Source organism: Herpetosiphon llansteffanensis (assembly GCF_003205875.1).
Classification (GTDB): Bacteria; Chloroflexota; Chloroflexia; order Chloroflexales; family Herpetosiphonaceae; genus Herpetosiphon; species Herpetosiphon llansteffanensis.
Genome location: NZ_PUBZ01000082.1, coordinates 35,325 through 48,967, shown reverse-complemented (window position 1 = coordinate 48,967; position 13,643 = coordinate 35,325). Strand labels below are relative to the sequence as shown.

Below are 13,643 nucleotides of genomic sequence, written 5' to 3'. Positions count from 1 at the left end.
TTGGCTATGGGCTAGCGGACCGTCCTTCGTGCTCTTCGTGCGCTTCGTGGATCAATTCTTTAACGCAGCGGCGCAGAGCAACTGAAGGAAGAAGGATGAAGGATGAGGGATGAACCGCCAAAGAACAGAGAATCTAATCCTACAAATCTGTGGCAATCTGGGGCTAAAAACTTCGCGCTCTTCGTGTTCTTCGCGATTTCATCCCTGTGTGGATTAAAAATAGTTATTCAACGAGCCTTCCAGCTACACTATATTCTTGCTGGCTGAAGGCTGCTTGCACTGCTTCGCTAGCGGTCGGAATTAACTCTGTATCCAGCTGAAGCCGTAGCTGCTCGGTTTGATCGCGATAAGGCTTGATGACGATTGTGCGTTGCCACAAGGGATCAGTTGCCGGAAAATCGCTACGCTGATGTGCGCCACGGCTTTCTGGCCGCATCAAGGCTGCCAACATTGTGGCTTCGGCAGTCAGCAACATCGATTGTAAATCTAAGCTGGCGGCCAAATCGGCTGCTCCAAGCGAACGTTGCTGGGCTTGTGAGCGCAGCGTATGCAGTTGATCAAGACTAGCTTCGATCGTTTGTTCGTTGCGCACCACGCCTGCTCCGTGCCAAACCACCTGCTGCAATTGATCGATCAGGCTGCGGTGGAAATCGCCTGCTTGCTGGCTAGCCCATGCCAAGCGTTCAGCTGCTTGCTCAATTTGCGCCGCTTGGACTGGCTGCTCGCTATGTTGGCGCACATACTCGGCAGCATGCTGAGCTGCAATCCGCCCAAAAACCAAAATTTCGGCCAAACTATTGCCGCCTAAGCGATTGGCTCCATGCACGCCAGCGGTTACCTCGCCAGCAGCATACAAGCCAGCTACATTGGTCGCATGGCTGAATGGATCGACTTTCAAGCCACCCATCGAATAATGCGCGGTTGGCGCAATTTGCATGGCCTCGCGAGTAATATCAACGCCCACAGCTTGAAATTGCTCAACCATGCGTGGCAAGCGTTCGCGAATTAAGTTCGCTGGCATATGGCTAATATCGAGCCAAACCCCGCCATGCTCACTGCCACGCCCGGCCATAATTTCAGTGTAATTGGCCAAGGCCACGCGGTCGCGGGTCGATAATTCCATGCGTTCAGCATCGTAGCGCTGCATAAACCGTTCGCCATGGCGGTTGTACAATCGCCCACCTTCGCCGCGCACTGCTTCTGTCACCAAAGTTCCTGCCAATTCGTGCGGGAAAATCATGCCCGATGGGTGAAATTGCACCAACTCCATATCGGCCAAATGTGCGCCAACCTGCAAACCCAAGGCCATGCCATCGCCAGTATTTTCGCGTCGCCGCGACGAGGAACGTTGGTAAATATGAATATGGCCGCCAGTCGCCAAAATGACGGCGTTGCTTTCAATCACAAATTGGCGTTGATCAGCCAGCCAAAAGCCATATGCACCATTAACCCGATTGCCAGTGTGCAGCAAATCGCTGATATACGCTCGTTCGAGAATCGGAATTTGGCGATGCTCAACTTCGCGCATTAAGGCATTAATAATCTCAAGCCCGGTGTAATCGCCAACAAAGCTAGTACGGCGATAGCGATGCGCGCCAAAATAGCGCTGATCGATCAGGCCAGTGCTGGTGCGTGCGAAGGGCATGCCCCAGGCTTCTAATTCGGCAATTACCTGCGGCGCTTGTTGACAGAGCAATTCGACCATGCGCGGGTCGCCGAGCATGCGACCCTCTTGCAAGGTATCGGCGGCGTGAATCGCCCATGTATCTTCAGGATCGACCGTCGCTAAGGCTGCATTGATGCCGCCAGCAGCCAAAACCGTGTGGGCATCGGCTTTTGGCCGCTTACCAACCAACAAAACCTTCAAGCCTTGATCGTGCAACTCAATTGCTGCCCGTAAACCAGCCCCGCCTGTGCCAATCACCAAAACATCGCTTGTGTAACGCTGCCGCATAGCATACCTCATTGTGTAGCATGAAGCCTTAGCGCAATCAATCAACGATTGCCCCGTATTGCGCCAAGGCATATAGTTGTTGTTGGGTACTCTACCGTTAACAAATCGCTACGTCTAAGATATGATTGCTCTATAAATCATAGCCTGAGGCTATCAAATATTAATCAAGGAGCGGTGATGGAATTTAGTCAATTACGCTATTTTGAAGCGGTGGCACGCTTGGGCAATGTTACCAAAGCTGCCCACGAACAGCATATTGCCCAGCCTTCGTTGAGCAAAGCACTGCAAGCGTTGGAGCAGGAAGTGGGGGTGCAGTTGTTTGATCGGGTTGGGCGTGGGGTTGAGTTAAGCGATGCTGGCCATATGCTGTTGCCCTATGCCCGACGGGTTTTGGCCGAAATTCAGGCAGCGCGCCAAGCCATACAAGCCCGCGCTGATCTGACGGTTGGTCATGTTTCGTTGGGGGTTACGCCAACGGTCGGCACGCGGCTGATTCCGCAGGCCTTGGCCGCGTTCAATCGGCGCTATCAGGGCATTCAACTCGAATTGCACGAAGCTGGAGCTAGCGAGTTGGTCGAATTGCTCAATGCAGGCGTGGTTGATCTAGCGATTGTTTCAGCGCTTGTGCATGGCGTAGAATCGACCACCTTGCTGAGCGAGCCGCTAGTCGTGGCGGTTAGCCAGCAGCATCGGTTTGCCGAGCGTCAGAGTGTGGTTGCCAGCGAGCTACGCGATGAAGGCTTTATTCTATTTCCGCAGGGCTACGAGCTGCGCAATTATACCTTGCAACTCTGCGAGCAGGCTGGCTTTGCGCCACGGATTGTGCTCGATGGCGGCGAGATGGATACGGTGGTGAGTTTGGTGGCGGCAGGCTTGGGCGTGGCGGTTGTCCCGCAATTAGCCATCGATCAGCGCATCGGCTTGCATGCCTTGACGATTGCTGATGGCAGCTTGCAACGCACCTTGCGGCTGATTCGCCATAGTCAACGCCAACCTTCGCCAGCGGCGGCGGCGCTGCATCAGGTATTGCACGAATGGGTCAGCCAGCATTATGCGCAATAATCAATTGGATAATTGCTCACCCCGCGCCCACGGAGCAAGGTTGGGGTGAGCAATTATTTTAATCGAATTGGCGTGACAGGGCTTTAGCTCCTTGGCTCATCCATGGCTTAACCGGCGTGAACTTGAGCACTTCGAGCGGTGCGGGAATATAGCCGCCACATATGCGGTTGATAATTGCTTCGGCAATAATCCGCGTTGGAAACGGCTTAGCATCCGATGGGCGTTGCCAAAGCACGCCTAAAGTTTGCTCGCACAAAAATGCTGCGAATGTGTTCAACACCAATAATTGATAGTGGGGATCGTCGCCATAACGACTTGGCCGATTAAACCACGTTTCAAAGTCGGCATAATCGGTTTCGTGGCCGCCAAAACGTTGCATACAAATTTCAGTAATCGAAGCTCGCGGGCGTAGCCACGCTGGCGTAGTAGTGCTGGCAAACCATTGCTCAAGGCTTGGCACTGTGCCAGCAAAATCCTCTTGAATATGCTGGTTGGCAATTAACTCAGTGGCGACGGTTTGTTGATCGGATGGGCGTTGCCAAACGTCACCAAAGATTGCTAGACATAATTCGATGCCATAGGGCTGATGCAACAGCATGCGATGGCGCGGATCGATACAATAGCTTTTGCTGCTATCAAACCAATGTTCAATTGGCCAATAATCTTGCCAAATGCCGCCCCAGCGCTGGGCTGCGCTGCGAGCGTGATAATAGGGATGTGACATCAATAGCCTCGCTGTTCGCCATGCCAAAAGGCCACATCAACTCCTTGGTGTTGATCCTCAGGCAGATACATCACATACAATTCTGGGTTCGCAGGGTGGACTGTTACCGGATAGAGCAAAGAGTTAATTTCGTAGGCTTGCTCTTCTGCATAATCATATTCATTCCAGATCATGCCCACATAATTGACCATGGCGTTGGCTATATCAAGCTGATACACGCCATGGGGTTGATATTCTGGCAATGCTCCGGCCCAATCAAAATTCATGAAATCCCATACCAAGCGCTCTAATTCTTGGTTGATAAAGCCTTCACTGAGCGGTTTGCTGGTTCCATCGGCTAAACGATAGAGCCTATAGCCAACTTCGGCCTCGTCGTGATTGTTGTAAATTGCCCATTCGAGGCTCGTAATTTGTTCTGCTTGCAACAGCTCGATCAAGCGTTCGGCAGGGTGCGCCAAATCGATACGTCCGTCGCTATCAAGCGGATCATCGCTAGCCAGCGGTTGGTCAATGTTGAGCGGCGGGTCGAGTAATCCACAGCAAATTTCGTACAAATCCCAATACATTGCCCAATGATCCCACGGTTCAACCCGTTCGGCGCGGATTTCGCGCGCACAGCGCCGCGCTATTTCTAAGGCCAGTTGTGGGTTATTGGTTAAGCGTGCTTCAGCAATTTGGGCGATCCAGCCACAGATTGACCATTCTTGCAGGTTTGAATCTTGTAGATAGAGCTGGATACATTCGCGATCGTTGCCGAGCCAAAAGTGAGCTGCGAAAAGTTGTGGTTGATATCTGACATAATCCGAATTGTCGGCCTTGGTTGCTTTGTATAATAATTGCAGATAGAGCCTTTGCATTGTGGCCCGATCGCCTGCTAGACGATACCAATTGATCCGCTCTGCTTCATAATCGATCATTGCTGTTTTATAAATGATGCTTGGAGCTTGTTTCTGAGCTGCTTGGCGTAAATAGTCAGCGGCCTGCGGATCACGCAAATAATACAGGCAGCGGGCTAACTCGGGGAGTTGATAGAAGGAACCCTGCGGTTGAGTTTCGTTATTTTTGTAAATTTGTTGCACCATTTCGTGCAAGCGTTGTTGATTCAAGCGCAGGTTCGGGTATTCTAAGTCCATAGCTTCTCCACTCACAGCTAGTAATTCCGCCGTTCGCCCTGCCAAAAAGTCACATCAATGGTTTGATGTTGTGCTTCAGGCAAAGACATGACATACAAGTCAGGATCGGTAGGATGCGGCGTGAGGGCATAATTTTCATCAAGCCAGCCTTGGGCTTCCATTTCGTCGTAATCGTAGCTCGTCCAAATCTCGCCCACATGATTGACAACAGCTTTGGCAACATCAAGCCGGTAAATTCCATATTGTTGATATTGGGATAGTGCTTGAAACCAATCAAAATTCATGATGTCCCACACCAAGCGCTCTAATTCTTGGTTGACAAAGCCTTCCCCAAACGATTTGGTTGTGCCATCGGCGAGGGTATAGCTTTGATAGCCAATTTCGCCCTCATCCTGATTATTGTAAGTTGCCCATTCAACGGCAACAACCTGTTCGGCACGGCATAGCTCAAGCAAGCGTTGGCTCGGGTTGCTGGCTGGCGCAAGCAAGGCGGTATCGAGTTGGAGCGGCGGGTCGAGCAAGCCACAGCAAATTTCATAGAGATCCCAATAATTGAGTATCCAATCGTCCCAAGGTTCAAGTAATTCGGTGCGGATTTCTTGGGCGAAACGCTGCGCCATTGCCAAGGCTCGTTGCTGATTACGAGTTAAGCGGGCTTCAGCAATTTGGGCAATTAAACCAAATAATGGCCATTCTTGCAGGCTGGCTTCGCGTTGATAGAGCTGGATACATTCGCGATCATTGGCGAGCCAAAAGTGGGCTTGGAAGATTTGCACTTGATAATCAGCATACGCGCGGCGGTCTGCTTTGGCTGCTTTGTGTAATAATTGCTGATAGACGGTTTGCATCGCTGCCTGATCGCCTGCTAGGCGATACCAATTGATCCGCGCTGCTTCATAATTTAGCAAATTAGGCCGTTTCTGCGCGACTTGGCGCAAATAATCAGCGGCCTGCGGTTTACGCAAATAATATAAACAACGCGCAAAATCTGGTTGGCTCAAGCCATTAATTTCACTGTTGGCTTGGGCTTGCTTGTACATTCGTTGCGCAGTATCGAGCAAGCGTTGTTGATTCACGCGCAGGGTCGGGTATTCGATCTGCATTATTTCTCCACTCACAGCTAATAACTCCGTTGCTCGCCATTCCAGCGGTTCAAATCGAGCATGCGTTCTTCTGGATTGGGCAACAACACAACCAACAAATCGGGATCTAGCACATGTTCGCTGGTGGGATAGGTTGGTAAATCGCCCAACCATTCGCTCTTGCTCTCAACCATTGCTGCATGTTCGTATTGGCTCCAAATCTGGCCCACACAATGAACCTTGGCGCTTGCTACCTCAAGCCGATAGAGGCCATAGGGCTGCCAACCAGGCAATGACCAATCGAAATTCGTCATATCCCAGACCAAGCGCTCTAATTCTTGGTTGGCCATGCCTTGATTAAACAGCTGGGTTGTGCCATCGGCTAAAAGGTAGTAACAGTAGCCTTCCTCGGCTTCGTCATTGTTGTTATAGATTGACCATTCGAGCGCCACAATCTGTTGGGCTTGCAACAGCTCAATTAAGCGCTGAGCGGGATTTGGGCTAACTTCAAGCACGGGGGCATCGATGCTGAGTGGCGGGTTGAGCAACTGGCAACTAAGCTCATACAGATCCCACGGATTCAGCGGCAGATTGCTCCATGGCTCGATTCGCTCCTCGCGAATTGTCGTTGCCAGCCGTTGGGCAACAGTCAAGGCTTGCAGGAAATTGCGCTTGAGTCGGGCTTCGGCCAATTGCATCATCATGCCCGCCAATTGAATCGCTTGCAAGGCAAACTCACGGTAGTAGTAGTCAATTAATTTGTGATCGTCGCCCAGCCAAAATAAGGCTTGAAAATAATTCCAATGATAGTTTTTTTGCTGCCATTGGCTTACATTAACTGGCATGGTTGGCAGTTTTTGAAAGCATTCGTGCATTGCATCCAAATCGCCAGCCATCCGATAGAAATTTAAGCTAGCAAACTGCTGGTTGATTGTGGTTGCTTGTTGTTGGGCTGCTTGGCGCAAATAGCTCGCTGCCTGTGGATCACGCAAATAGTAGGCACAGCGTGCGAGTTTCACCCATTCATTGGCTCGTAGCAAGCCAGGTTCTTTGGGTTGCAACTGCCGCATGGTGTTGAGCAAACTTTGGTGGTTAAGCAGCAAGCTGGGGTATTTGAGGTTCATCAAACTCCTCTCGATTAAGTTTAGAGAAAACGATCCATGTCACGTTGGGTTTGCGCCCAATCTTCCAGCAGCACCTTGGCCCGTGGGTATGGAAAGTAGTAGACATAGACATCGGGGTTGTCGGGATGCGGAGTTGCCTCAAAATCTAGTTCACTCCAGGTCTGAAATTCCACATAATCGTAGTAGCTCCACAGATCGCCAACGTGATAGACAGCCGCTTCTGCAACCTCAAGCCGATAAATTCCATAGACCGAAAGCTGGCGGGGTGGCATGAGATATGGCCAATCATTGTTTAATAAATCCCAAACAATCCGTTCCAGTTCAGGGTTATCAATGCCTTGGGCAAAGCGCCGCCGACTGCCATTGGCCAAGATATAGCTGCAAAAGCCTTCGTCAGTCTGATCTTGGTTGTTGTAGATTGACCATTCCAAGGCTGCAATCTGTTGCTCGTTAAGCAATGCGAGCAAACGCAAATCGAGGTCATCCGAGGGGGTTGTGATTGGGCCATCGATTGCTAACGGCGGATCAAGCTGCTGACAGGCAATTTCGTACAAATCCCAGTGATTAAATGATAAATCGCTCCATGGCTCAAGCCGTTGATCGCGAATTGTTCTGGACAAACCTTGGGCAACTGCCAAGGCTTGCTGTGAATTGCGATTGAGCCGCGCTTCGGCCAATTGGCTGATAATGTCAGCGAGTCGTATATTCTGCACCGCATCCTGCTGTTGATAGGCGTTGCTACATTCGCGATCGTTGCCGAGCCAAAACAAGGCTTCGAATATTTCCCGCTGATAGTGATCATACTGCTTGTGCTCAGCAGTTGCTGCTTGCTGAAGCAATTGCGCATAGATCGTTTGCATGCTCGCCCAATCGCCAGCCATCCGATAGAAATTTAAGCGGCTCGCATGCCATACTTTGGATTCTGCTGCTTTTTGCAAATAGTAGGGTGCTTTGGGGTCGCGCAGAAAATAGGCAATCCGAGCTAACTCACCATAACGCGATTTGACCGATTGGTGCTTGGCTTGCTGCCGAATCGCGGCAAATCGATTGCGTAAACTACGCGTATCAATGCGTAGGGTGGGATATTCTGGCATAGGCCGTTGCTCTCACAAAATCAATCGGCCTAGCTATAGCACATGCTTGTGTCAAATACTGTCACAATGTATGATAGAGGCCTGGTTGATGAGAATCTAGAGAGGACTTTGTAATGCAACGACGCTTGGTTATTTTCGGCTGTTGGCTTTTGTTGAGCGCTTGTAGCGGTAGTAGCCAGCCAACCGCAGTGCTGGCTAATGCAACCCATCAAACTGCCCAACAAGCACCGGAACGCGTGGTGCAATTGTTGGGCGAGTTGAGCATTAATCAGCACTATGCTGAAATTGAGCCATTGTATACGCCCAAAGCGCGGGCTGGCTTTACCCTCAATAATCAACAAAGTTTTGCTGCTGGCTATGGCGGGCCATTTCGAGTCCATGGGCCAATCTATTCAATGACTCATGAAGCACCTCGCTATATCCAGGCCGATTATGCCACGATCGAAGTTCACTATTATTTTGATCTTAGTAACACTGTCTCGCAGACCAGCCAATTGTTGCTGCAAAAAACCGATGGGCTTTGGTATATTTGCCAGCGGATTGATCGTGAGCAAGCGATTCCTGCGCGTTGTGAGTAGCAGCGCGGCACTGTTCAATTACCTGCCGCGCTGCAAGCGCTATTGGATACTGATGCTTGGCAAATACAAGCGGTTTGGCGTACAGTTATCACTGGCTAAAAAGGCAATTGCCGAGGTGCCTAAAACAGTGCCTTGGCTATTGCGCGCTCGCACTTGGACAAAGCAGTGGGCATTATTCGCCAGACTTGTGCTGGTTTCAAAGCTGGTTTTGGGTGTGGTATTTTGCAAACTCAAACTGGTTGTGGTTGGTCCAGTATAAACCAGATAATCGGCAACCTCGGTTGCGCCATTCCAGCTATAGTACAAGCTTGTGGTGTTGCCATTGCTTTCGGGCACGAGGGTTGGCGGCCACATCGGCTGTCCCTGCCATTCGTAGCGTTTGGCTCGATAGCTGACGATTGGCTCAAGCGTGGTTAACTCAAAAACTGTCTGACCAAGTTGATTAAACTCAGTATAGAGCGTGCTTGTGCTGCCCCAGCCAACGCCTGTATTGCCGTTGTCAAGCCGTTGGGCACTGCCCATGGCCACGCCATATTGATCGGGATTGGTGCGAAAGCTCTTGACTAAACGGGCAGTTTTGTTGATTTCATCGAGCTTATATTCCATGGCCATTGAGAAGGCATTGGCACTTGGTGGCAAGCTATTCCAATTGTTGTAGAGCATAATATTGCCATTGGCCAAGCGCCGAATATCGTGCTGATGAAAGAAGCGTGGACTATTATCGAGAAATTGAAATTGATTGCCCTCGCCCCCAAAGCGCCAAATAACCGCTCCCGTTTGGCGATTGATCTTGGTAATTTCATCAGTATGGCGGCTGGAGATCAACCAATGGCCATCAGTATCAACCTCAATCGCATTGCCATGAATATAATCAACCGGCGCGCTGCCGGCTAAACTATGGCTACTATCGCCAACTGGAATATGCTCAGATGAACGCCACTGAAAAACCACATTGCCCGCCGCATCCAGCTCCTGAAGCACTAATTCAGTCAGAATTGCGTTTTGCTCACCGCCATATGGGCTTAAATCATAGGGAATATTTGCGTAAATCATAAAAATGGCATGATTATCTGGGGTAAGCAACAATTCATGGTAATCAATTTGATAGCCATTGCCAGCTTGATAGCTCGCAACTTCTTGATAATGCTGATTGAGCACGTGGTATTTGAGGGTTGAACTATCGTAATAGGTCAGCCGATTGGGACCAATTTTGCGAAAATCGAGCAAGAAATCGCCAGCCCCTGCTCCATGATGATAAATCGGCGCGCCAGCGTTATCCAGCATCAGCAAATAGCGATTGGGCGTAACATCGCTGACCCAATCAAATGGGCTAATGAAAATATAGCCAGGCGTAGTGCTGATGGCTAAAGTTACGGTTAATGGCGGAATGTTGAAGGGCAAGGTGCGGAGCGCTTGCATGCCGCCGGTTGGCTGGGCCGATTTGCTTGGTTGGCTTTGGTTGCTGGCCTGTTCGGTGCGCAGTTGTTGGCTTTGCTTTGGCTGTTCGAGCAAGCGCTCAACAACCGTAAACGACCATGATTGTTGCTCAAGCGCTGCAAGTTCAGGGCTATTGATGCTGACATTCACAGTTTCGCCAAAGCTAAAAGCTATGGTTGGCTTGAAGATGATGGTGCGTTGATCCTCGGCGAGCACAACGCTGCCTTGATGCAAGCCACTCTGCGCGCCGAGCACTTGGAAATCAAGCGTTGCAACTGTGGCTTTGGTTAACTGCGGCCCTAGGCGGATTGCAATTGTCGTGTTTGGGTTTACCGCCTTGGCCAATGGCACAGGGTCGCGATATTCGATCATGGGGGCCGCTTGAGCGGGCTGGCGCGGGGATAAACTGAAACTCAGCATCACGAGTAGGACGCAGGCGCATCCAAAAAATTGTCGCATTGCTAGCTTCCTCCTTAGACTAAGCAACCCACAATTGGGCTACCGTAAGGCTTAAGCGAGCATCAAAGGGGCGATGCTCATAAAAAAACAGGGCAGGTTGGGCTGCCCTGTTTGGATTTATTTGTGTTGGGGAAGGTAGACGTTGAAGGTTGTGCCTTGGCCAATGCTGCTTTGCACCTCGATTGTGCCGCCATGCTCATCGACAATGCTCTTGGTAATGGCTAGCCCAAGGCCCGTGCCTTCCACTGGCGAATCAATATCGCGCTTGACGCGATAGAAGCGCTCGAAAATATGCGGCAATGAATCCTCGGGAATGCCCAAACCGCTATCTTGAATTTGCACATGCACTTTGGTATCGCCATTGCTCGCTTTGACCAACACCTTGCCGCCTGCTGGGGTGTATTTGATCGCATTCGAGAGAATATTGGTAAAAACTTGGCGCATGCGCGATGGATCGGCTAATAATGGCAAACTTGGCGGAATTTCTGGCTGGACGCTGATTTGCCCCTGCTTGGCTCGCAGTTTCAATTCATCGATCACTTCGCGTAGGACCACCGACAGATCGGTTTCTTGCGGCGAAATGCCAATTCCTGCTTCGATTTTGCCCAAATCGAGCAAATCGCTAATCAAGGCGGTCATTGCTCCGGTGTTGCGCACCACTGCTTGCAAGGCATCGCGCTGCATCTCGTTGACTGTGCCCATATGGCCATCGGCAACCAATTGAGCATAGCCTTGAATCGCGGTCAATGGCGATTTAAGGTCGTGCGAAACCATCGAAACAAAGCGGCTCTTGATTTGGTCTAGCTCTTTGAAATGGGTAATATCTTGCAGCACAATCACTTGGCCGCCCAACGAGCTGTTTTGCAAGGGCGCTGTATTAACCGCATAGTAGCGATTGTTGATCGCGATTTCTTTGCTTTCGTGATCTTCACGGCGTGCCAAGATTGCCAACATTGGGAAGAATGTTAGCAATGGTTGGTTGACCAAACGACTATTTGAAACGCCAGCAATCGCGCCAGCAGCAGGGTTGGCAACCACAATTTGGCCTTCATCAGTCAGCAAAATACCGTCACTGACCGATTCAATCACCGCTGCCAAGAGCGTGCGCTCCTCGGAAGCCGTCACATACAGCCGCGCGCTTTCCATGGCAACTGCTGCTTGTCCCGCCAACGCCGTCAATAATTGGCGTTCGTAGGCATCGAAGGCATCGCGGCGCTCATCGGCGGCAATCAACAAGCCATTAATGCCATCGCCAAGCATCAGTGGCACGCCGATCCAGCTTTCGCCTAATGGCTCTTCGTTATTGACCAAAAGCTCAATTTGGCTGCCTGCCGAAGTTAAGAGCACTGGCTCTTGGTCATTCAGGGCTGCACTAATTGGCCCTAATTTCAGCAGCGGTTGCTCTTGGCCATTAATTAACGAAACTAAGGGTAACGTTCCTCGTTTATCATCAACATGTAACAGCGCAACCATCGGCGCAGCCAGCATTTCGGCACAGCGATAGGCCACTTTGCGTGCTACTTCTAGCGGATCAAGCGAGCTAGCCAATTCGCGACTGGTCGAATTCAAGCCCTCTAAATCAAACACTCGTTGCTCAAGCTCAGCAAACAAATTGGCATTTTCAATCGCCACTGCTGCTTGGGCCGAAACCGAGCGCACCAATTCCAAATCGGCAGCGCTGAAATGATCGATCCGTGGGTGGGTCAAGGTCATCACACCCAGCACTTGATCTTCGCGTAACAGCGGAACCGCCAAGGCCGAACGTACACGGCCACGGGTTGAGGGCAATTCGACCCAACGCTTATCAACCCGCACATCGGCGATACGAGCTGCTTCGCGCTGGCGAAACACCCAGCCCGAAAGCCCAGCTTGCAATAAGGCTGCCGCCACCGATTCAGTCACCGATTGATCCATGCCATAGCGGGCGACGATGCGCTGGGTGGTGCGGCCATCTTGCGATGAAATGATGATGCTGCCACGCTCTGCATTGACTGCCGCCACCGTGTGTTGAATAATCCGCGAGAGCAATTGGTCGGGGTCGAGCGAGCTAGCTAATTCGCGGCTAATGCCATACAGCAAGCGCAAACGGTCGCGCTCTTCGCGTACTGCATTAAACAGCCGTGTATTGACTAGCGCCATGCTCAAGGCATTGCCCAAGGAAATTAAAAATGGCGGCGACCATGCTTGGGTTTTGCGGCTCGAACCAACCAGAACCAGCGACATCAGCGCTTGCGGGCCTGCATCGAGCGGCAATGCGCCCCAAGCAACTTTGCCGCCGACGCTGCTACAAATGCCTTGCAATAATTCGTAGGGCATTTCGGCTAGCCACGGCGGGCGATCTTCCCAAACAATCGTGGCTTTGCTCAATGGGCTGGGCGGAAACAATTCGGCTAATTGTTGAATAAGTTGCTCATTCAAGCCAACGTGTCGCCATAAATGCCAGCGCATGCCATTTTCGGCAGCGGTGTAGAGCAAGGCAACTTGAGCGCCTGTCGATTCGGCAATTGCGCTGAGCGTTGCATCGGCCATCGCGACCGGCTCCAACGAGCGGCCCATTTGGCGAGCAATTGCGGCAATGGCTGAAAGCTCAGCGGTGCGCTGGCCGTCGGCGCGGCGTTTGGCAACCGCTGCCGAAGCGCGATTCAAGGCAGCTTGCACGGTTGGCAACGAAAAGGGCTTCAAAATATAATCGTAAGCCCCGAGGCGTAGCGCACGGGTGGCACTTTCCAGCGAACCATAGCCAGTCATGACGATAATCGGCATGTCTGGGCGATTTTCGCGCACCCATTGCAACACCGTATAGCCATCAACATCAGGCATGGTGACATCAGTCAGCACGACATCAACGTCGCTTGCTTGGAGCGTGGCAATTCCGGCAGCACCCCCAACCGCAGTGGTAACGCTGTAGCCTTGCCCTTCCAATAACAACCGCAACTGGCCACTTAAACGTGGCTCGTCATCGACCACCAAGATCTGTAATGGCAACTCATTCATCG

Annotated in this window: 10 protein-coding genes; 2 read left to right on the top strand and 8 right to left on the bottom strand. The window is 51.2% G+C overall.

Features of this window, described 5'->3' with window-relative positions:
* Window positions 1–223: 223 nt before the first annotated feature.
* Window positions 224–1,954, bottom strand: coding sequence for an FAD-dependent oxidoreductase (locus C5S61_RS08310; RefSeq protein ID WP_110514604.1), 1,731 nt, complete (start codon window positions 1,952–1,954; stop codon window positions 224–226).
* 177 nt (window positions 1,955–2,131) lie between these two features.
* Here C5S61_RS08310 and C5S61_RS08305 point away from each other — a divergent pair, with 177 nt between their 5' ends.
* The gene (locus C5S61_RS08305) at window positions 2,132–3,016 is read left to right on the top strand and encodes a LysR family transcriptional regulator (protein WP_110514603.1); all 885 of its coding nucleotides are present in this window, start codon (window positions 2,132–2,134) and stop codon (window positions 3,014–3,016) included.
* 58 nt (window positions 3,017–3,074) lie between these two features.
* On the opposite strand, the gene C5S61_RS08300 is transcribed toward C5S61_RS08305, so the two are convergent.
* From C5S61_RS08300 to C5S61_RS08280, 5 genes are read right to left on the bottom strand one after another with little or no spacing between them, the layout of a single operon-like run.
* Window positions 3,075–3,740 (bottom strand): DUF6915 family protein, encoded by a 666-nt coding sequence (locus C5S61_RS08300; protein WP_110514602.1) that lies wholly within the window; start codon window positions 3,738–3,740, stop codon window positions 3,075–3,077.
* Window positions 3,740–4,873: a hypothetical protein gene (locus tag C5S61_RS08295; RefSeq protein WP_110514601.1), complete on the bottom strand. Its 1,134-nt coding sequence runs from the start codon at window positions 4,871–4,873 to the stop codon at window positions 3,740–3,742. Before C5S61_RS08295 ends, C5S61_RS08300 begins: the two co-directional genes overlap by 1 nt.
* A 17-nt stretch (window positions 4,874–4,890) precedes the next feature.
* A complete protein-coding gene (locus C5S61_RS08290; protein WP_110514600.1) occupies window positions 4,891–5,976 on the bottom strand; it encodes a tetratricopeptide repeat protein in 1,086 nt (361 codons plus the stop codon).
* Window positions 5,977–5,993: 17 nt separating this feature from the next.
* Window positions 5,994–7,079 (bottom strand): hypothetical protein, encoded by a 1,086-nt coding sequence (locus tag C5S61_RS08285; RefSeq protein WP_110514599.1) that lies wholly within the window; start codon window positions 7,077–7,079, stop codon window positions 5,994–5,996.
* A gap of 20 nt (window positions 7,080–7,099) precedes the next feature.
* On the bottom strand, window positions 7,100–8,173 hold the full coding sequence (locus C5S61_RS08280) for a hypothetical protein (RefSeq protein ID WP_110514598.1): 1,074 nt from the start codon (window positions 8,171–8,173) through the stop codon (window positions 7,100–7,102).
* A 113-nt stretch (window positions 8,174–8,286) separates the two neighbouring features.
* Here C5S61_RS08280 and C5S61_RS08275 point away from each other — a divergent pair, with 113 nt between their 5' ends.
* Window positions 8,287–8,751 (top strand): hypothetical protein, encoded by a 465-nt coding sequence (locus C5S61_RS08275; protein WP_110514597.1) that lies wholly within the window; start codon window positions 8,287–8,289, stop codon window positions 8,749–8,751.
* A 39-nt stretch (window positions 8,752–8,790) separates the two neighbouring features.
* Here the strand turns inward: C5S61_RS08275 and C5S61_RS08270 are convergent, their stop codons facing one another.
* Window positions 8,791–10,647 (bottom strand): arylsulfotransferase family protein, encoded by a 1,857-nt coding sequence (locus tag C5S61_RS08270; RefSeq protein WP_110514596.1) that lies wholly within the window; start codon window positions 10,645–10,647, stop codon window positions 8,791–8,793.
* A gap of 117 nt (window positions 10,648–10,764) precedes the next feature.
* Window positions 10,765–13,641: a GAF domain-containing protein gene (locus C5S61_RS08265; protein WP_110514595.1), complete on the bottom strand. Its 2,877-nt coding sequence runs from the start codon at window positions 13,639–13,641 to the stop codon at window positions 10,765–10,767.
* Window positions 13,642–13,643 lie beyond the last annotated feature (2 nt).